General features: G+C 61.9%; 20 protein-coding genes. 14 read left to right on the top strand and 6 right to left on the bottom strand.

Annotation, left to right across the window (positions count from 1 at the left end; genetic code table 11):
• Positions 1 to 41 precede the first annotated feature (41 nt).
• The gene (locus ABH945_RS34065; RefSeq protein ID WP_429253554.1) at positions 42 to 416 is read left to right on the top strand and encodes a BON domain-containing protein; all 375 of its coding nucleotides are present in this window, start codon (positions 42 to 44) and stop codon (positions 414 to 416) included.
• 140 nt (positions 417 to 556) lie between these two features.
• The gene (locus tag ABH945_RS34060; protein WP_429253553.1) at positions 557 to 1,849 is read left to right on the top strand and encodes an MFS transporter; all 1,293 of its coding nucleotides are present in this window, start codon (positions 557 to 559) and stop codon (positions 1,847 to 1,849) included.
• 104 nt (positions 1,850 to 1,953) lie between these two features.
• Here the strand turns inward: ABH945_RS34060 and ABH945_RS34055 are convergent, their stop codons facing one another.
• The gene (locus ABH945_RS34055) at positions 1,954 to 3,423 is read right to left on the bottom strand and encodes an MFS transporter (RefSeq protein ID WP_074771725.1); all 1,470 of its coding nucleotides are present in this window, start codon (positions 3,421 to 3,423) and stop codon (positions 1,954 to 1,956) included.
• 352 nt (positions 3,424 to 3,775) lie between these two features.
• On the opposite strand from ABH945_RS34055, the gene ABH945_RS34050 reads away from it, so the two are divergent.
• On the top strand, positions 3,776 to 4,558 hold the full coding sequence (locus ABH945_RS34050) for an ABC transporter substrate-binding protein (protein ID WP_429253552.1): 783 nt from the start codon (positions 3,776 to 3,778) through the stop codon (positions 4,556 to 4,558).
• Positions 4,559 to 4,687: 129 nt separating this feature from the next.
• Entirely contained in the window at positions 4,688 to 5,080 is a 393-nt protein-coding gene (locus ABH945_RS34045; protein ID WP_074771723.1) for a DUF1090 domain-containing protein, read from the top strand.
• 35 nt (positions 5,081 to 5,115) lie between these two features.
• Here ABH945_RS34045 and ABH945_RS34040 read toward each other — a convergent pair whose 3' ends face one another.
• The 4 genes from ABH945_RS34040 to ABH945_RS34025 all read right to left on the bottom strand — a co-directional run bounded on the left by ABH945_RS34040 (position 5,116) and on the right by ABH945_RS34025 (position 8,276).
• On the bottom strand, positions 5,116 to 5,532 hold the full coding sequence (locus ABH945_RS34040; RefSeq protein WP_074771722.1) for a DUF1801 domain-containing protein: 417 nt from the start codon (positions 5,530 to 5,532) through the stop codon (positions 5,116 to 5,118).
• A gap of 28 nt (positions 5,533 to 5,560) precedes the next feature.
• Complete coding sequence (locus ABH945_RS34035; RefSeq protein ID WP_074771721.1) at positions 5,561 to 5,944, bottom strand: hypothetical protein; 384 nt, start codon at positions 5,942 to 5,944, stop codon at positions 5,561 to 5,563.
• Positions 5,945 to 6,177: 233 nt separating this feature from the next.
• Complete coding sequence (locus tag ABH945_RS34030; protein WP_074771720.1) at positions 6,178 to 7,557, bottom strand: ATP-binding protein; 1,380 nt, start codon at positions 7,555 to 7,557, stop codon at positions 6,178 to 6,180.
• Positions 7,554 to 8,276, bottom strand: coding sequence for a response regulator (locus tag ABH945_RS34025; protein WP_429253551.1), 723 nt, complete (start codon positions 8,274 to 8,276; stop codon positions 7,554 to 7,556). Before ABH945_RS34025 ends, ABH945_RS34030 begins: the two co-directional genes overlap by 4 nt.
• A 337-nt stretch (positions 8,277 to 8,613) precedes the next feature.
• Here ABH945_RS34025 and ABH945_RS34020 point away from each other — a divergent pair, with 337 nt between their 5' ends.
• The 5 genes from ABH945_RS34020 to arsH all read left to right on the top strand — a co-directional run bounded on the left by ABH945_RS34020 (position 8,614) and on the right by arsH (position 12,610).
• Positions 8,614 to 9,456 carry a MipA/OmpV family protein gene (locus ABH945_RS34020; protein ID WP_429253550.1) on the top strand — a complete coding sequence of 281 codons (843 nt, stop codon included), beginning with the start codon at positions 8,614 to 8,616 and terminating at the stop codon, positions 9,454 to 9,456.
• A 462-nt stretch (positions 9,457 to 9,918) separates the two neighbouring features.
• Positions 9,919 to 10,251 carry an ArsR/SmtB family transcription factor gene (locus ABH945_RS34015; protein WP_074771717.1) on the top strand — a complete coding sequence of 111 codons (333 nt, stop codon included), beginning with the start codon at positions 9,919 to 9,921 and terminating at the stop codon, positions 10,249 to 10,251.
• A 73-nt stretch (positions 10,252 to 10,324) separates the two neighbouring features.
• Positions 10,325 to 11,401: an ACR3 family arsenite efflux transporter gene (arsB, locus tag ABH945_RS34010; protein WP_429253549.1), complete on the top strand. Its 1,077-nt coding sequence runs from the start codon at positions 10,325 to 10,327 to the stop codon at positions 11,399 to 11,401.
• Positions 11,402 to 11,405: 4 nt separating this feature from the next.
• Positions 11,406 to 11,831: an arsenate reductase (glutaredoxin) gene (arsC, locus tag ABH945_RS34005; protein WP_074771715.1), complete on the top strand. Its 426-nt coding sequence runs from the start codon at positions 11,406 to 11,408 to the stop codon at positions 11,829 to 11,831.
• Positions 11,828 to 12,610 (top strand): arsenical resistance protein ArsH, encoded by a 783-nt coding sequence (gene arsH / locus ABH945_RS34000; protein WP_429253548.1) that lies wholly within the window; start codon positions 11,828 to 11,830, stop codon positions 12,608 to 12,610. The genes arsC and arsH overlap by 4 nt, the downstream gene beginning before the upstream one ends.
• A 168-nt stretch (positions 12,611 to 12,778) precedes the next feature.
• Here arsH and ABH945_RS33995 read toward each other — a convergent pair whose 3' ends face one another.
• Complete coding sequence (locus ABH945_RS33995; protein ID WP_074771713.1) at positions 12,779 to 13,750, bottom strand: LysR family transcriptional regulator; 972 nt, start codon at positions 13,748 to 13,750, stop codon at positions 12,779 to 12,781.
• A 99-nt stretch (positions 13,751 to 13,849) separates the two neighbouring features.
• Here ABH945_RS33995 and ABH945_RS33990 point away from each other — a divergent pair, with 99 nt between their 5' ends.
• The 5 genes from ABH945_RS33990 (at position 13,850) to ABH945_RS33970 (ending at position 18,761) form a co-directional block, all read left to right on the top strand.
• The gene (locus ABH945_RS33990) at positions 13,850 to 14,926 is read left to right on the top strand and encodes an ABC transporter ATP-binding protein (protein ID WP_429253547.1); all 1,077 of its coding nucleotides are present in this window, start codon (positions 13,850 to 13,852) and stop codon (positions 14,924 to 14,926) included.
• Positions 14,927 to 14,995: 69 nt separating this feature from the next.
• On the top strand, positions 14,996 to 15,709 hold the full coding sequence (locus ABH945_RS33985; protein ID WP_429253546.1) for an HAD-IA family hydrolase: 714 nt from the start codon (positions 14,996 to 14,998) through the stop codon (positions 15,707 to 15,709).
• Positions 15,710 to 15,711: 2 nt separating this feature from the next.
• Positions 15,712 to 17,046: an NAD(P)/FAD-dependent oxidoreductase gene (locus ABH945_RS33980; RefSeq protein ID WP_429253545.1), complete on the top strand. Its 1,335-nt coding sequence runs from the start codon at positions 15,712 to 15,714 to the stop codon at positions 17,044 to 17,046.
• Positions 17,047 to 17,955 (top strand): ABC transporter permease, encoded by a 909-nt coding sequence (locus ABH945_RS33975; RefSeq protein ID WP_074771709.1) that lies wholly within the window; start codon positions 17,047 to 17,049, stop codon positions 17,953 to 17,955.
• Positions 17,955 to 18,761: an ABC transporter permease gene (locus ABH945_RS33970; protein ID WP_253189856.1), complete on the top strand. Its 807-nt coding sequence runs from the start codon at positions 17,955 to 17,957 to the stop codon at positions 18,759 to 18,761. Before ABH945_RS33975 ends, ABH945_RS33970 begins: the two co-directional genes overlap by 1 nt.
• Positions 18,762 to 18,775 lie beyond the last annotated feature (14 nt).

Here is an 18,775-nt window from a genome sequence, read left to right as displayed (position 1 = left end):
CGCCGCGTATCCGGCGTCGTCCCTGCATGAGGAGATAAGGCATGAAAGCAATAAAGATAGCGGGCGCAGTGCTGCTGATGGCGGCCTGCATCAACGGATATGCGCAAGGCGCGAGCGCGGCCGAAGCGGATTCCGCTTCGGCTTCTGCTACCGCCAGCGCGACAAGCGGTGCTGTGTCGAACAAACAACTGGCGGCGTCGGTGCGCAGTGCGCTGCGCAGCGAGCGTCGCCACGGCCTGAAGTCCAGCTATATTCGCGTGCGCGCCAACGGCGGCGTGGTCACGTTGACTGGCGTAGTGGCCGACAACAGTCAGATCGGTCTTGCGACCAGCGTCGCGCAGCGCGTGCCGGGCGTCAGTTCGGTCGTCAACAAGCTGAAGCTGCGTGTGGTGGCGGGTGTGAAAGGCTCGGAATAAGCACTGCTCGATGCCGCAGGTCCGCGAGCGATTAACTGCCGGGTTCACCGTGCAGTTGAACAGCGATAGCGGACCTGCGGCGCGCTTCGTTAGCCGCTAACGGGCGCGTTTTTTTACTTCATCTCTGGGCGTGTCTCGGCATGAACGCAACAAACCAATCCGACACCGTGGCTCAGGTGGCGCACGTAGCGCCGTCGAACCGCGCAATCCGCTCGACGATCGTCGCCGCCGCGCTCGGCAACGGCCTCGAATTCTTCGACTTCACGGTCTACAGCTTCTTCGCCGCGCTGATCGGCAAGCTGTTCTTTCCGGTCGATAGCGAACTCGGCTCGCTGATGCTGTCACTGGCGACGTTCGGCGTCGGCTTTGTCGTGCGTCCGCTCGGCGGGATCGTGATCGGCGCGTATGCCGATCGCGCGGGCCGCAAACCGGCACTCGTGCTGACCGTGCTGATGATGGCGCTCGGCACCGGCGTGATCGGCTTCGCGCCGACGTTCGCGAGCATCGGGTACGCGGCGCCGGTGTTGATCGTCTGCGGACGTCTTTTGCAGGGCTTTTCGGCGGGCGGCGAAGTGGGCGCGGCGACTACGCTGCTGATGGAGTCCGCGAGCAAGGGCCAGCGCAGTTCGCTGGTCAGCTGGCAGATGGCGAGCCAGGGCGGCGCGCTGCTGGTGGGTGCGCTGGTGGCGGTGACGCTATCGAAGAGTCTCTCGCACGAAGCCTTGCTGTCATGGGGATGGCGCGTGCCGTTCCTGATCGGCTTGCTGATCGGGCCGATCGGCTTTTATCTGCGCCGTCATCTCGACGATACGTTGCCCGTCGCACACGAAACTTCGACGCCGAAACCGAGGGCGCGTCTGCCGTTCCGGCAGATTGTCGCGGGCACGATGCTGGTGATTGGCGGCACGTCGTCGATGTACACCATCGCGTTCTTTCTGCCGTCGTTCCTGACGTTGACGCTCGGGATGCCGTCGGCCGTGGCGTCGCTCGCCGGCTGCATGGCGGGTGTCGTGCTGCTGATCGGCTCGCCGCTCGCCGGCCGTATCGCGGATCGCGTGCCGAGCCGCAAGAAGCTGCTTTACGCGGTGTCGATCGTGTCGCTGGTGTTGCTGTTGCCGGCGTTTCACGTGATCCGCGCGTGGCCTTCCATCGGCACCGTGCTGGCAGTGGTTTTCGTGCTGATCGGGCTGATGACGCTGTCGGGTCCGGCAGGCTTCGTTATGATCCTGGAGTCGTTGCGTCCCGAAGTGCGGGCGACGTCGCTCGGCATCATCTATGCGCTCGGCGTGACCGTGTTCGGCGGCTTCGCGCAGTTGATCGTCAGTTACCTGTGGCGGATCAGCGGCAGCTTCTATGCGCCCGCGTGGTACGTGCTGGGCTGCGGCGTGGTGAGCCTGGTCGGGCTGACGATGTTCGGCGAGGGAGAGAAGTAAGGGCCGTTCGCGGCGCCTGAATATCAAGTGGCCGGATCAACCTGGTTGTCTGGAAAGCAACCAGAGCTTGATCCGGCCTTAACGGTCAACGCAATCCAACCAACTTACGCGTTGACCTGAAAATCCTCTGCATCGACGTCGTAACCCGACGGCTCCCAGCGAATCGCCAGCAACGCGATCAAACCGCACAGCGGCGCGAACGCGATGATCCAGAAAACGCGCGTGTTCAACGCGGCGGCCAGCACCGGAAACAGGAACAGCGACGCCGCCGAACTCGCGCGCATCAGCGTCTGATTGAAGCCCACGCCGACGCCGCGCAGCGAAGTCGGATAGCTCAACGATGCGAAGGTCATCGTGTGCGATCCCGGCCCGACGCCCTGGCCTAGCAGGAACGTCGCGAGCAGCGCAACGGCGGCGACCACCTCGGGCGTCGACGACGGACGTCCCACGATCGCGAGACCCAGCAGCGCGATCAACTGAAGCGTGTAGCCGAACACGGTCAATTTCCACGCGCCGACCGTCGGCACGATCCGCACTGCGATCAGACCGCCGACGAACGCGAAGCCGAGATTCAGCACGAGCGACGCGAGAATCGTGGTCAGCATCGACTGCGCGAGAAAGCTCGAAATGATGACGGGCAAGCCGAACGCGACAGCGTTGTAAGCGAATGCCGATGCAATGCCGGTAACCGTCGCCAGAACCGTCCGCTTCAGATAAACGCCGCGCAGCAACGCGCCGTAGTTGCGCCACGAGCCTGCGCGAACCGGCGCGCGACCGGCGGCGGCTGCGTCTCGCGAGACCTCCGCGTCGATTCCGTACGAGCGTTTCAGGATACGCGCCGCGCCCTCCAGATCGCCCTGATTGGCGGCCCAAACCGGCGATTCGCTGATATACCGGCTACGAACCGCGATGATCACGAGTGCAGGCACCGCACCGAAACCGAGAATCAGACGCCACAGCAAACCTGAATGGCTGGCGGGCAGCGTCGAATAGAAACCCAGCACGAGCAGATACGAAATGCTGATCGCGGCGTACCAGACAGGGCACCACGTCGCGATACGCGAGGCCTTGTTGCCGCGTCCCGAGAGCCGCGAGAACTCCGCGAGAAACGCCATCGCGACCGGCAGGTCGATACCCACGCCGAGACCCATCACGAAGCGCGCGCCGCCGAGCACCCACGCGTTCGGCGCAAAAGCGCACGCCAGCGCCGCGACCACGAAGAAGAACATGTCGGCCATGAAGACGCGATAGCGGCCGATCTTGTCAGTGAGGAAGCCGCCGAAGAACGCGCCGAAGATCGCCCCGAACGTGATCGCCGATGCCACCAGCCCTGTGCCGGCAGGTGTCAGCGAGAATTCGCGGGCCACGTCCTTGAGGCCGAAGGCAAGCGCGCCGAGATCGTACGCATCGAGAAAAACGCCGCCGAGCGCGATCGCGACGACGATGCGAGCGTTGCTCCCGGCCGCCGCGCCTCGATTGACGAGGTCCGACACGTCGGACGCAGAACGGATCACAGGCTTTGCGGGCCCGGTAGGAGAAACAGCGGGCGAGGAGGGCGCAAAGGTGGTTGACATGCGAAGGCGACCGGCAAAAGGCGCAATCCTAACCTTACGGGAGTGCTCGCACAAATCCACATTGGTTATTTGCTAATGGGTGTTGCTGGCGGGAAACGCGTGCGTTTTCGTCAGACGTATAGGCGGAATGGGTGTTTGTCCTGCGTTTCGGGCGTCCTTGGGCGCGCAGGCAGTCTCGCGTCCCATCTCACTAACATGCGCCCCGCGCATGAATTGATTTTCTTAATGAATTTGCGCGGATCGCGAGATTACGTTCGAATGTCAGGTTTTGCGCGCCGGATGTGGCCCCGCAAGCATCGTGGCTGTCGATTCCACGCCGCACATCGATTTAAAAAAGAGTGAAAAGGAAAACATGAAAACCCTGCTTGCAACCCTGACGATGGCGCTACTCGCCGCGTCGTCCGGCAGCGCGATGGCGAAGGACTGGTCGACCGTGAAGTTCGGTGTCGACCCGAGCTATCCGCCGTTCGAATCGAAAGCCGCCGACGGCAAGCTCGTCGGCTTCGATATCGATCTGGGCAACGAAATCTGCCGTCGATTGAACGCGAAATGCGTGTGGGTCGAAAATTCGTTCGACGGCATGATTCCGGCGCTCAAGGGCCGCAAGTTCGACGGCGTGCTGTCCACCATGTCGATGACGCCCGCGCGCCGGGCGCAGATCGCGTTCTCGGCCAAGGTGTTCCGCATCCCGACGCGCCTCGTCGCGAAGAAAGGCTCGTCCATCCTGCCGACGCCGGAGTCGCTGAAGGGCAAGCGGATTGGCGTCGAGCAGGGCTCGATTCAGGAGACGTACGCGAAGGCGAATTGGGAGCCGCTTGGCGCGACGATCGTGTCGTACCAGGACCAGGATCTGGTGTACTCGGATCTGATCGCGGGCCGGATCGATGCGTCATTGCAAAACGCGGTGCAGGCCGACGTCGGCTTTTTGCGCACGCCGCGCGGCAAGGATTTCGCGTTCGCCGGCAATCCGCTGTACGACGCAAAAACGCTGGGCAGCGGCACGGCAATCGGTTTGCGCAAGGAAGACGCCGATCTGAAGGCGAAGATCGACAAGGCCATCGCGGACACGCGCGCCGACGGCACCTACGACAAAATTGCGAAGAAGTATTTCGACTTCGACGTGTACGGGCAGTGATGACCCACCGGCCCGTGCTGACAAGCAACGAGCCGGCGCGCAATGGACATCGGTAATATGGTGCTTCGTTCGCGCCTGATTTTCTGGTTAGCGGTCAGGTGCGTCGTTCAAATACCACCGGGATTGCAGATGAAAAACACTCTCAGGGCCGTGATGTTGTGTGCGTTGTCGTTCTCCGCAATGTCTCCGCTTCTTGCATCGGCGCAAACCGGTGGCTGTGACGCCAAGCGAGCGTCGCTGGAGAAGGAGATTGCATACGCCCGCGCGCATGGCAATGCGAAGCGTGTCGACGGTCTGGAGACGGCGCTTGGCCAGGTGAACGCGCACTGTACGGATGCGTCGCTGCGTCGGGATAGCGAACGCAAGATCGCGTCGGCGCAGAAGCGGCTGGACGAGCGCGAGAAGGATCTGCAAGAGGCGAAAGCGCAGGGCAAGAGCGCGAAGAAAATCGCCGACCGTCAACGCAAGGTGGATGAAGCGCACGCCGATCTGGAGCGCGCGTTAATCGAGAGTCACAACTGATTGAGGGCGCGTGGGCGGCCGGTTCCGCCCGCCGCTTATTTCGCGGGCTTCCGCCGTGATTTCACTTTGGACGTGTTGAGTTCGATCGCGGCGCGGATCAGCGCCTTAAATGCTGTCGCGTCGACTTCTTCGCCTTCGTGAATGTCGATCGCGCGCCGCGTGTTGCCGTCGAGGCTGGCGTTGAAAAGCCCGCTCGGGTCATCCAGCGATGCGCCTTTCGCAAAGGTCAGTTTGACCGCGCTCTTATACGATTCACCCGTGCAGATGATTCCATCGTGCGACCACACGGGTGTGCCCATCCATTTCCATTCTTCGACCACGTCGGCGTCTTCTTCGTTGATGAGCTTGCGCATCCTGCTCAACGTTTTTCCGCGCCAGTCGCCGAGGTCGGCGATTCTTTGATCGATCAGTTCGGATGCCGGACGATCGTCGGTTGAAGCCGCTTTGCTCATGTCTTCTCCTCGATGGTGAGAGGCTGATTTACGCGTCCGGCAGACTGGATTTGCGGCCACGCTTGCGCGGTTTCGGCTCGACACCGATACGCGGGTCGCGTGCCAGTACGAGCGCGGTTATCTGTTCAGCGACGGTCTCGAAGGCGGGATTCTCCTGCGAGACATATAGCCATTTGCCGAGCACAGGATGCGGCTGCAATGCAGGCATTCCTGCAATGAGCGCGGCATGACGGTCCTGCGACGTACAGATTAAAAGGCCGTTCCACGGCTCGCCGCGATCGGCGGCGACCAGGCACAACAGCCCGTCGATATAAGCGGCATCGCAGCCGAACATCCGCTTGCTGATGTAGGTCGGATCGCGCTCGAATGCGTCGAAAATCCAGACGAGCGAGTTGCGGACGGTGGCGGGCATCGAAGGAAAATCCGTGTCGGCTGTGGCGAAGTCTGACTGCGGCTAATTTGCGGTGGCCCGGCAGGCGCTCCACTTGCCAGGAAACGCATCGTCTCCGGTCATCGCGGAGATAGTAATTTCATTTTCCTACTCGATGCAATCTCTTCGCATGGACCGGCATGCAATCCGGGAACACAGCGCGGAAAACCCGGCTGACGGCACAACACGATTCACGTCGAACTCAGCCGTGCTCGCTACGCCTTCGAGTTTTTCCCGCTTCCCACGATTTTCGCAGCCACCGGAAGCGTCACGCGCACCGTCAACCCGCCACCGGGCCGGTTGCTCAGCGCGATATCGCCCGCATGAGTTCGAATGACGGCCAACGCGGAGGTCAAACCGAGTCCCATGCCGCCTGTGGAACGGTTTCGGGATTGCTCAACCCGGAAGAACGGGCTGAAGACTTTTTCGAGCGAATCAGCGGGAATGCCGGGTCCCCGGTCGCTGACCGTGAGCGCCACCCCGGTCGGCGTGGGCGTCAATTCCAGATCGGCGCTTCCACCCCATTTCACCGCGTTGTCGATCAGGTTCATGCAGGCTCGCCGCAACGAGAAGGGCCGTCCGCTGATCGCGAGGCGATCGGGACCGGTGTAGCGGACCGCTGCGCCCTGGTCGCTGTAGTCGTCGGCGATAGTGCGCAGAAGTCCGGCGAAGTCGAACACGGTCGACTCCTCGTCCTTGTAGTCGTCGCGAAAGAACGACAGCGCGGAGTCCGCCATGGCCTGCAGATCGTCGACGTCGCGGAACAGGCGAAGCCGCTGCTCTTCATCTTCGATGAACTCTCCGCGCAGGCGGATCTTGGTCAACGGTGTTCGCAGATCGTGCGAAATAGCGGCCAGCATCAGCGTGCGGTCGTCGACGAATTTACGGAGTTGCGCCTGCAGCGCATTGAATGCGTTGATCGCTGCACGCAACTCCTTCGGACCCGCTTCCCGGACAGGCCCGGCTCGCGGATCGCCGCCTATCTGACGAAGTTCTTCCGCGAATTGCCTGAGCGGTCTTGCCAGAAAATAAGTGGCAAGCATCGACGCCGCGAGGATCAATGACGCCACCGACGCCAGTGTCGTTGCAATCCTCGCGGGGAGCAGATTCCCCCACGGCCGGCGATTGGCGATAAACATCACCCAGCTATCGTCGCGGAGTTGCACGGCCATGAAGTAGGCATCGGGATGGGCAACCCGATCGAAGTCGATCGTCCTGGACAGCGGGTCGCTGGAAGTAAAGATCATTGAGCGGCGCTCGTGTCCGTTGTCCCGGAACCAGCCCATCGTTTCCGGAGACGGCGCATGCAGCCTGGCCGCTTCCAGCCGCTTCGCTATCGATGATCCGGCTGGATACAAGACCACCTTGTCCGCAACCGTGATGGTGTCCGCCAACTGCTGGCGGTTACCGGACGGCGCGACCTCGATCATCCTGATAGCGTCGTCGGCTCTCTCCAGCCGCGCGCGCTCGGCGGCCGACGGACCTGCAAAGCGGTCGAACAGCGCGCTGAAAACGAGCACGCTCAGGATCGCGGCGCCAACGGTGAGCGCTATTCGCCACGCGATCGTGTCGGGCACGCGTAAGCGGATGTTCATCCGCGACGAACCAGTGGGGTGAACATATAGCCACCGCCCCGAACCGTGCGAATGACCGATTCGACATCGCTGTTCGTGTCGAGCTTGCGACGCAGGCGCGCAACCTGGACATCGATACTTCGATCGTAGACTTCATAGGTCGAGCCACGCGCCATGTCGAGCAACTGGTCGCGCGTCAACACCCGTTGCGGATGTTCTGCAAATACGAGCAGAAGATCGAACTCGTTACTCGACAGTATCGTCAGTGTGTTGTCTTCCGATCGGAGTTCACGCTTGGCAATGTCGAGCCGCCAGCCGGCAAACGTGAGGACGGGCCGTGTCGGCGAATTACTCACCACGGTGTCGTTTTGCGCGGTTCGTCGCAACACCGCCTTCACTCGCGCCAGAAGTTCTCTCGCGTCGAATGGCTTGACCAGATAGTCGTCGGCGCCGATCTCGAGTCCCACCACCCGGTCGACATGATCGGCCACTGCTGTCAGCATGATGACGGGTATTTTCGATGTCGCGCGCAACTGGCGGCAGAGACTGAAGCCGTCCTCGCCCGGCAGCATGACATCGAGGATGACGAGATCGATCCGTTGATGTTCGAGTGTGGCGAACAGCGTCTCTCCGTTCGTCGCCACGCTGACCTCATGGCCGTGTTTGCGGAAAAAACCGGTAAGCAAGGACCTGATGTCCTCTTCGTCATCGACAACGAGAATGTGCGGCATATAAGTCATTTCCGAATGCTAGCCTGGACGGCGCCCTGCGTGATGTCAGCCGTCCATCGCGAATAGTGCAACTCCGACACATTATTTCAGCGCCGAAACAAACGGCACATCATACCGTCGATTCTCCTGCGTAATCTGAGGTCCTCGACCGGCCATTCGCCAGCGGAAAGCTCATTGGCATCCCCTTCATGAGTCGAACCGTCCACCTCAGAATCATGGATGTGACTCGCTGGACGTGACTCGCTGGCAATAATCCGCGCTCTTCAGAAAAAGAGCGTCCTGCGAAGGGTTCTGCCGAATCGGCACCCTTGCACCTTCATCTTTCGCGCAGTTTTAGGAGAATTACATGCACGTCACGAAGCGCCCCGTTTGCCTGGGACGTCTGGTCGCTTTGAGCGCTCTCTTTGCCGCCTTCCCCGTCTTCGCGCAGAGCAGTTCGACGCCGGCCGCCGTCGCGTCGACGGCTCCCGAGGTTACCGACGATGGCTGGCGGTTCTCGCTGGGTGTCGGCGTGTTCGCCACGCCAAAATATCAAGGCGCAAGCTCAACCCGCTTTCAGCCCGCGCCGCTCGTGAGCGTCGGGTATGGGCGCTTCTTCGTCGGATCTGTCGCTGACGCTAATGTACCTTTGGGACTCGGCGCCTATCTCTACCGCGACAGCCATTTCCGTGTAGGCGTTGCGCTTTCTTACGACCTGGTGAAGCCGCGTAAGGCGTCCGACGACGATCATCTGCGCGGTTTGTCCGATATCGATAGCACGGCGCATGCGACGCTGTTCGCGAGCTACAACATCGATTGGCTATCGGTCGTCGGCGCGGTTTCTCAGGACGTTGCGGGCAAGCACGAAGGAACGACGGCTTCGCTGGATCTGCTGGGCAAATACAGTCCGGTCAGTCAATTGACGTTGACCGCTGGGCCGGGCGTGACGTGGGGCAGTTCCCAATACAACCAGACGTTTTTCGGCGTGAATGCCGAGGATAGTGCCCGGTCGGGTCTGCCCACATACTCGCCGGGTTCGGGCATCGCAGCGGTTCGGCTGACCGCAGGAGCCAGTTACGCACTCAACAAGCACTGGAATCTTGGCGCACGCATCGTTGCGTCGCGGTTGCCGGGTGCCGTGGGCAACAGCCCGATTGTCGAGAAGAAGACGCAGATGACATACGGCGCCTTCGCCAATTATTCGTTCTAGCCCGCTGATCAAAGAGGCCGCGCGGTGTCATCGCGGGTGAATTGGGCCTCTGCTTGATGTTGAAGCATGATCAGGGATGTCCACTGGGAGCCGTCATGACCCGCTGTCGCTTACGCGTGAAGGGCTTCCTGCTTGCCATTTATCGCGTGGTGACCGGCCGGTTGTGAGCGCTGGCGATTCTCTCGCCGTTTGCGTCCTGTAGCTGTAACGAACCTTAGCCTCGACAGAACAGGCAAAGTATGTGCGGGCAGACTGGTGGACGGCGGGACACAAGCCGGTCGCAGCCTTACGCGACCGGCATTTCGCGACCCGAAGCGACGCAGATTCCAACTGGCCGTGTGGCCTGTACGGCCGCGATTGTGCCGACGATCAACCGCTTTGATCACCCTTCTTCAACGTAGCAAGTCACGATCATTTCAATATTACTTGAAATATAAAAGCGAATGATCTATCGTTCGTCGCATGGACTCAAATCTCGTTGTACGTGCCCTCGGCGCGCTCGCTCATGAATCGCGGCTCGCAGTTTTTCGACTGCTCGTTGTCGCCGGTCCGAATGGTATGGCTGCAGGTGAGATTGCGCAGCAGGTTGGACTTTCGCCATCAAGCCTGTCATTTCACCTGAAGGATCTGACCCACGCGGACCTGGTCAAGCCGCGACAGGACGGCCGTTTTGTCTTCTACGCAGCCAATTTCGACGCGATGACAGGTCTGATTGGTTTTCTGACGGAGAACTGCTGCGCTGGCGCAACGTGTGCAGCGAGCAACCTCTCCGATTGCTGCGGGCAGAACCCGTGAAGTGTGTGATCGTCGGCTTGGCTATTGAGCATTCCAACGCGCCACACCGATTTGAGGCTAACCGGGGAACTCAATGAGCAGCCTTGACAAGATCGGCGACGACCTACGTCCCGCGATTAATTCCTTCGAACGTTACCTGACGGTTTGGGTCGCGCTTTGCATTGTCGGCGGCATCCTGGTGGGTCAGGCTTTTCCTGGATTCTTCCACTCGATCGCGCGGCTGGAAGTGGCGCAGGTCAATCTCCCAGTCGGCGCGCTGATCTGGGTGATGATCGTTCCGATGCTGATCAAGATCGACTTCGCCGCAATGACTCAGGTTAAAAGCCAATGGCGAGGCATTGGCGTGACGCTGTTCGTGAACTGGCTGGTCAAACCATTCTCGATGGCTCTGCTTGGCTGGATTTTCGTTCGGCATGTGTTTGCGCCGTGGCTGCCCGCCGACCAGCTCGACAGCTACATTGCCGGTTTGATCCTGCTCGCCGCCGCGCCGTGCACGGCGATGGTTTTCGTCTGGTCCCAACTGTGCAAGGGCGATCCGTACTTCACGCTGTCGCAGGTCGCGCTCAACGACTCGATCATGATCGTGGCATTCGCGCCGCTGGTTGCGCTGTTGCTTGGCCTCTCCGCCATCTCGGTTCCGTGGGACACGCTGAGTATCTCCGTCGGCTTGTACATCGTCATTCCGGTCGTACTTGCACAGGTGCTACGCAAGCGATTGCTTGTCAGAGGTGAGGGCCATTTCCAGCGCACCGTTGCGCGTCTCGCACCGTATTCCATCTGCGCGCTTCTGGTCACCTTGATTCTGCTGTTTGCGTTCCAGGGTCAGGCCATCATCAGGGAGCCACTTGTTATCGCGCTGCTGGCGGTGCCGATCCTGATTCAGGTGTTCTTCAATTCCGGCCTCGCTTATCTGCTCAATCGTCGTCTGGGCGTCGCGCATTGTGTCGCTGGACCGTCGAGTCTCATCGGGGCCAGTAACTTCTTTGAACTCGCCGTGGCGACTGCCATCAGCCTGTTCGGTTTCCAGTCGGGAGCTGCGCTCGCGACGGTGGTAGGCGTGTTGATTGAAGTGCCGGTCATGCTGCTGGTCGTCGGCGTAGTGAACCGGTCACAGCACTGGTATGAAGCAGGTAACGCTAACAAAGGATAAAGCGATGAGCGTCACGATTTATCACAACCCTGATTGCGGCACGTCTCGCAATACGCTGGCAATGATTCGCAACGCAGGCATCGAACCTCGAATCATCGAGTATCTGAAAACGCCGCCGGACCGTGAGACGCTGAAGGCGTTGATCGAACAGGCGGGTCTGAGCGTACGCGCGGCGTTGCGCGAGAAAGGTACGCCATACGCAGACCTCGGGCTGGATGACACATCCTTGAGCGATGAAGCATTGCTGGATGCGATGCACGCGCATCCTGTTCTGATGAATCGCCCGTTTGTTGTCACGCCTCACGGTGTGCGTCTGTGCCGTCCTTCGGAACTTGTTCTGGATATTCTGCCCGGCGCATCGAATCGACCTTTCACGAAGGAAGATGGCGAAGTCGTGATCGACAGCGCAGGCCGGAGAGTGGGAAAGTGATCGACGATCTGCCCAACATCAGCGCTCCGCACCTCGATACGCCCGACCTGCATAAGCTCACGCCTCCGGTCGAATTGCAGCACGCGCCGCGAATCCTGCTGCTCTATGGGTCGCTGCGCGCGACATCTTTCAGCCGTCAACTGACGCTGGAAGCGGAACGTATCCTGCGCCACTTCGGCGCTGACACGCGAGTGTTCGATCCGCAGGGTCTACCGATTGTGGACAGCGTTTCCGCCGATCATCCGAAAGTGGCGGAACTGCGAGAACTCTCGGAGTGGTCGGAAGGACAGGTCTGGTGCAGTCCCGAACGTCACGGCACACTCACGGCGGTTTTCAAGAATCAGATTGACTGGCTGCCTCTGGAAAGCGGCGGGGTCCGTCCCACCCAGGGACGCACCTTGGCCGTCATGCAGGTGTGCGGCGGCTCACAATCGTTCAATGCGGTGAATGCTCTGCGTGTGCTTGGTCGATGGATGAGGATGGTGACAATCCCGAATCAGTCTTCAGTAGCGAAGGCGTGGCAGGAGTTTGACGCAGAAGGACGGATGAAGCCGTCTTCGTACTATGACCGCGTGGTCGACGTCATGGAAGAACTGTACAAGTTCACGTTGATGGTGCGCTCCCGCTCGGCCTATCTCACCGACCGCTACAGCGAGCGCAAGGAAGCCCATCCTGTGCTCGCCGAACAGTTGGCCGCTGTCGCGATGGATCACGAAGCTCCGGCGACCGATGCCGACACCGACACCGATATCGACACCGACGAGAACGAAACCGAATAGGTGTTCATCAGGTTCGCATTGATATTGCAGACTGTATGAGCGCGCCGGTGATGAAGCCAATCCGGGCGCGCAAATTGGCCCGACGCGCTGACACTCCCGGCGTGTGATGCGAGTCCGGTAACCGAAACACCTTTGCCAAGGGCATCAATCGGCTTACCGCAACACGCCTCACTCCAGCACCAACCCCGCCCGTTCGAACGCATCACGCAGACCCAGCCCCGGATATTTCTGTCCGACGATCCTGATATCGTTGCGCGCTTCTTCGATCAGCCAGTCGCGCACAGCGGCGACGATCGGCCGGATTGGGCGGTTCGGCGGCGTCAGCATGCAGCAGCGCCGGCTCGTCACGATCAACTCCTGTTCGGCCGGCACCAGCGCGCCCTGCGCCAGCCAGTGCGACGTCACGTTCAGCCAGCCGAGCGCGAGGCCCTGTCCGAGCAATGCAGCCTGTACGACGATTGCGTAATCGTTGAAGCTCAGCATGCTTTGCGCGTGCCGTGCTTTCGACGCGAATGCATGAAACCGCTCGTGCCAGCCACGCTCCTCGTCGTCCATCACGATTACGCTGTCGCCTTGCGCGCGGCCCGCGTCGCTTTGGGCGATCTCGTAGTAGCGCTCGTTGCACAACGGCAGCAGCGCTTCGGGCATCACGAGCACCGCGTTCTCGTCGATTTCGTCGTCGTGCAAAAAGCGCATGCCGAGATCGACATCGACGAGCGGCCCGCCGATGCGCCCCGAGATCAGCTGAAAGCGTAGATCGACGGAAGGGAAGGCGCGATGCAGCCGGCTCATGCGCGGCATCAGCCAGTGCGTGGTGAACGCGGTGGAGACCGACAGCGTGACCGTTTCGACGCCCGTCGCGCGCGCCTCGATCTCGCGTATCGCACTTTCTATCCCGCTGAATCCTTCGGAAATCTTCTGGTACAGGATCTTGCCGTTCTCGGTCAGCTCGATGCCGCCGCGAACGCGTTCGAACAGGCGCACGCCGATATGGTCTTCCATGCGCGCGAGCATCCGGCTCACCGCAGGCTGACTGACATACAGCTCCTGCGCCGCGCGTGTGAAGTTTCCGCAGCGCGCGGCGGCCTCGAACACGAACAGCGCATTGGCGCTCGGCAGCTTCTTCCGAAGGTTTGGCATGACCTGATGTTATGCCCGACACAACAATTTTGGAATTGCCGCCAAAAATATCGCGCCGTATATTTTTTCAACATCTGTTTCAACCTCGGGGTCCTCGACATGGATGCACGCGTTAAAGCCGGAGTGTCAATCAGGGCGGCGACCAAACGGTATGGCCCTGTCACAGCGCTGGACGACGTTTCGCTCGAGATCGCGCCGGGGGAATTCGTCTCGCTGCTAGGTCCCTCGGGATCGGGCAAAACCACTCTGCTGGGCATTCTCGGCGGATTCGTGACACCGAGTGCCGGCAGCGTCTGGGTCGGCGAGCATGACATTACATTTGCGCCGCCGCACAAGCGCAACATCGGCATCGTGTTCCAGAACTACGCGCTGTTTCCGCACATGACGGTAGGCGAGAACGTCGCGTTTTCGCTGCGCGCCCGGCGCGAACCGAAGTCGACGTGGGGTAAACGCGTGGCCGATGCGCTCGACATGGTCGAACTGAAAGGCTATGAAAACCGCGGCATCCATCAACTGTCGGGCGGACAGAAGCAGCGCGTGGCGCTCGCGCGCGCCATCGTGTTCCAGCCGCAACTCATCCTGATGGACGAACCGCTGTCCGCGCTCGACAAACAATTGCGCGACGCGATGCAGATCGAACTGCGCAGGCTGCATCGGCAATTGGGCGCGACGATCATCAACGTGACCCACGATCAGCGCGAGGCGCTCACGATGAGCGACCGCGTCGCCGTGCTGAAGGACGGCAAGCTGGTGCAGATCGACACACCCGAACGCCTGTACGACCGACCGTGCAATGCGTTCGTCGCGAGTTTCATCGGCGAGGCGACGCTGCTCGGCGTCAGCCGCGCCGACGACCACGCCGTGCGGCTCGGCGATACCGTTCTGCGCACCGCGCATCCGGTGCCGCGCGCGGACAGGCTGCTGCTCGCGGTGCACACGGAGAAGCTCGTCATCGACGCCGATCATCGTCACGAGAACGCGAACCGCCTGTCGTGCCGCGTCACCGAAGTGATCTATCAGGGCGAGAGCCTGCGCGTGTTCGCGTCGCTCGCCGACGGCACCGCGATCAGCCTGAGACAACCCGGCGGTCACGCCGCGCGAAGGCGCATTCCGGAGCCGGGCGAGACGATGATCGTCGCGCTCGATCCGCAGGACACCATTGTCGTAGCCGCATGATTTTTTTGCCGCCTGTGCACGGGCGATTCCGACTCAAACGCAGATACGCAACCCGCAAAGGATGAAGCAATGAATCTCACCGATTTCAAAGTCCTGACGTTCGATGTCGTCGGTACGCTGATCAACTTCGAAAAAGGCGTGCTCGATTCCGTGCGACGCCTCGGCGGCGCGAAAGCGCAGGAACTGAGCGACAGTCAGATCTTCGAACCGTATATGGAAGGCCGGGCAAAATTCTATGGCCGTTCGAGCCATGAAATGGCGAACGTGTACCTGCATCTGGCGAACCGGCTGGGCTTGCCGAACGATCCGCAATCCGCCGCCGCGTTCCAGCGCGACGTGCTCGACTGGCCCGCGTTCGAGGACTCGGTTGCCGCACTCAAACGTCTGCGCAAACAATTCCGTCTCGTCGCGATGACCAACGCAGACCGCGTCGCGCTGTCGGCCTATGCCCACACACTGGGCGACCCGTTCGACGACACCGTGTGCTGCGACGAAACCGGCGTCGCGAAGCCGGACCCGCAATTCTTCGCGTACAACCGCGGTCGTCAGGCGGCCTTCGGCTACAAATTCAGCGAGATCCTGCACACCGCGCAGAGCCAGTATCACGACATCGGCGTCGCGACGAAACTCGGTTACGCGACGTGCTGGATCGAGCGGCGTCAGGGTTTGAACGGCTTCGGCGCGACGCCGGTGCCGGAAGCCGTGACCACGCCGACCTTCCGCTTCGCGACGCTTGCCGGTCTGGCGGATGCGGTGGACGCCGAGCTGCGCGTCGCGGCCTGACGATGCGCGCCCCGACCCCAGGCCCGGTTGCGCAAGCGGATTCACTGTGGCGCGCGATGGCCGCACGCGCGCCGGCGCTGGACGCGCCCGTGGCCGCAGCCGCGCCGCTCGCCGGCGACCTCGACGTGGAGGTCGCGATCGTCGGCGCGGGTTACTCGGGCCTCGCCGCCGCATATGCGCTGCACAAGCGCGGTGTCGGCTGCGCGGTGCTGGATGCAAACCCGGTTGGCTGGGGAGCGAGCGGCCGCAACGGCGGTGTGGTGTCGTCGAAGTTTCGTCTGTCGTTTCCTTCGATTGCGAACACGCATGGGCTGGAAACCGCGCGGCGCATGCATCGCCTCGCGCATGACGGCGTGCGGGCGGTCGAAGCGCTGATCGACGAGTTCGGCCTCGACCGTGCGCGCTTCGAGCACACCGGCAGTCTGCGCTGCGCGCACACGGAGCGCGCGTTGTCGGCGATCGTGGCCGAAGCCGACTGGGTGCGCACGAATCTCGGCGATGCGTCGATGACCGTGCAGTCGCGCGCGCAGATCGAACATGAAACGGGCTCGAAGGGCTTTATCGGCGGCGTGCTCAGCGCGGATGCCGGGACGATTCTGCCGCTCGAATACGTGCGCGGGCTTGCGGCGGGGCTGACCTCGCGAGGCGTGCCGATCTACGAATCGAGTCCGGTGACCGGGATGTCGCGTGCTCAGGACGGTCGCGTCGTGCTGCTTGCGCCGGGCGGGACGGTGCGCGCGAAGCAGGTGATCGTCGCGACCAACGCCTACTCGAATCTTACGGACGCGACCGCGCAGTTTCATCGCGAACTCGTGCCGTTCCGCAGCGCGATGATCGCGACCGCGCCGCTGCCGCCCGAACTCGATGCGCGCGTGATGGTCAACGACCGTAGCTACACGGAAACCCGCCGCATGATGAAGTGGTTCCGCAAGGTGGATGGCCGCATGCTGTTCGGCGGACGCGATGCATTCGGCAAGGAAGGCCAGCCGACCGGCTTCGAAGCGCTGCATCGCGCGATGACTGGGCTGTTCCCGGATCTGCGGGAGGTGCCGGTCGAATATCGCTGGTCCGGCTATGTCGGTATGACTTTCAACGGATTGCCGCATGTTGGCCGCAGCGATTCCGCGACGACCTTCTGCCTCGGCTACAACGGCGCGGGTGTCGCGATGGCCAGTCTGATCGGCCAGCATGCGGCGGCGCTCGCGCTCGGCGACAAGCCCGAACTGTCGATGCTCGCACAGGACGGGCTACGGCCCGTGCCCTTCCATTCGCTGCGTGCGCCCGGCGTGAGGCTTGTCGCCGCGTGCTACCAGCTTCTCGACGCCGTGGGTGCATGAATGACGATAGCCAAACGGATGTTGCAAGACCCGACCATGATGCCTTCCGCCACGACCGACCCGTCAGTTCGCTACCGGCAACGCGAGGACCGCGCGATGCTGCTTCTCATGACGCCGGCGTTGCTGGTCGCAGTGGTGCTGGTGGTGGTACCGCTCGCGTGGCTGTCGTGGCAGTCGATTTACCAGGACGGCGGCTTCACGCTCGCGAACTACCGGCGCGTGTTCACGGAAGCCTATCTCTCCACGTTCGTGCTGACGTTCAGGCTCAGCCTGATTGTGACCGCGTTGACGCTGCTGCTCGGCTATCCCGTCGCGTATTTCGCGGCGTCGATCTCGCCGCGCTGGAGCGCGCTCGTGCTCGGCATGGTGATCCTGCCGTTCTGGACCAGCGTGCTGGTGCGGACCTACGCGTGGCTCGTGTTGTTGCAGCGCACCGGGTTGATCAACAAGGCGCTGCTCGGCATGGGACTGATCGACCGGCCGTTGCAGCTTTCGTATAACCAGCTCGGCACCGTCATCGCGATGGTGCACATCCTGTTGCCGTTCATGGTGCTGCCGTTGTATTCCGCGATGCAGAAGATCCCGGCGAATCTTTCCCAGGCGGGCGCGAGCCTCGGCGGCTCGCCGTGGCATGTGTTCCTGCGCGTCTTCCTGCCTTTGTCGATGAGCGGCGTGCTGGCGGGCGCGACCCTGGTGTTCGTGTTGTGCCTGGGCTTCTACATCACGCCTGAACTGATGGGCGGCGGCAAGTCGATGATGGTGTCGATGATCGTGAGCCGCAATGTCGATATTTACAACAGCTGGGGCGCGGCAAGTTCGGTGAGCGTGGTGCTGCTCATCTGCGTATTCGCGGTGTTTTACGCCGTGAGCCGCGTGATTCCGCTCGAAAAGACATTGGGAGCGAAGTGATGGACATGACCCGGCAACTGTCGTTCGGACGCATGACGCTGGGGGCGTGCGTCGTGCTGATCCTCGCGTTCCTGATGGTGCCCGTCATCATCATCGTGCCGCTGTCGTTTTCCGATGCGAGCTTCCTGACCTTTCCGCCGCCGGGCTATTCGCTGCGCTGGTATCACGCGTTCTTCGACAACCCGGCGTGGATCGCCGCGGCGCGGACTACCTTCGTCGCGTCGACCTGCGCCGCGCTGATCGCGACGCCGCTCGGGATCATGGCCGCGTACGGCATCCAGAACGGCTCGCACTGGTCGTTGCGCTATCTGCGCACGCTGCTGATGTTGCCGCTGATGGTGCCGATCATCATCGTCGCGGTTGGTGTGTTTTTCGTGTACTCGCAGGCGGGTTACGTGAATACGCTCGGCGGCCTGATCGCGGCCGACACCATGCTCGGCCTGCCGTACGTGCTGATCTCGGTCGGTGCCGATCTGCGCACGTTCGACCCGACCCAGGAGATGGTTGCGCGCAGTCTCGGCATGAACCGCTTTCGCGCGTTCATGACGGTGACGCTGCCGCAGATCCGGTCGAGCGTGATTGCCGCGGCGGTGTTCGTGTTCATTCAGGCGCTGGACGAAACCGTCGTCGCGCTGTTCGTGTCGGGCGGCGACAACCAGACGCTCACACGCCGCATGTTCGTCACGTTGCGCGACGAGATCGACCCCACCATCGCCGCGATCAGCACGATGCTGACGGCCATCACGCTGTGCCTCGTGATGATCGTCGTCGTGAGCCGGCGTTCGTCGGCGGCGGCACGAGCCTAGTCATTCCAGAGAGA

The sequence above is a fragment of the Paraburkholderia sp. GAS333 genome (genome assembly GCF_050435665.1).
Taxonomy (GTDB): domain Bacteria; phylum Pseudomonadota; class Gammaproteobacteria; order Burkholderiales; family Burkholderiaceae; genus Paraburkholderia; species Paraburkholderia fungorum_A.
Note: the sequence above shows the minus strand (reverse complement) of the source record. Positions and strands in the feature narration are given on the sequence as shown.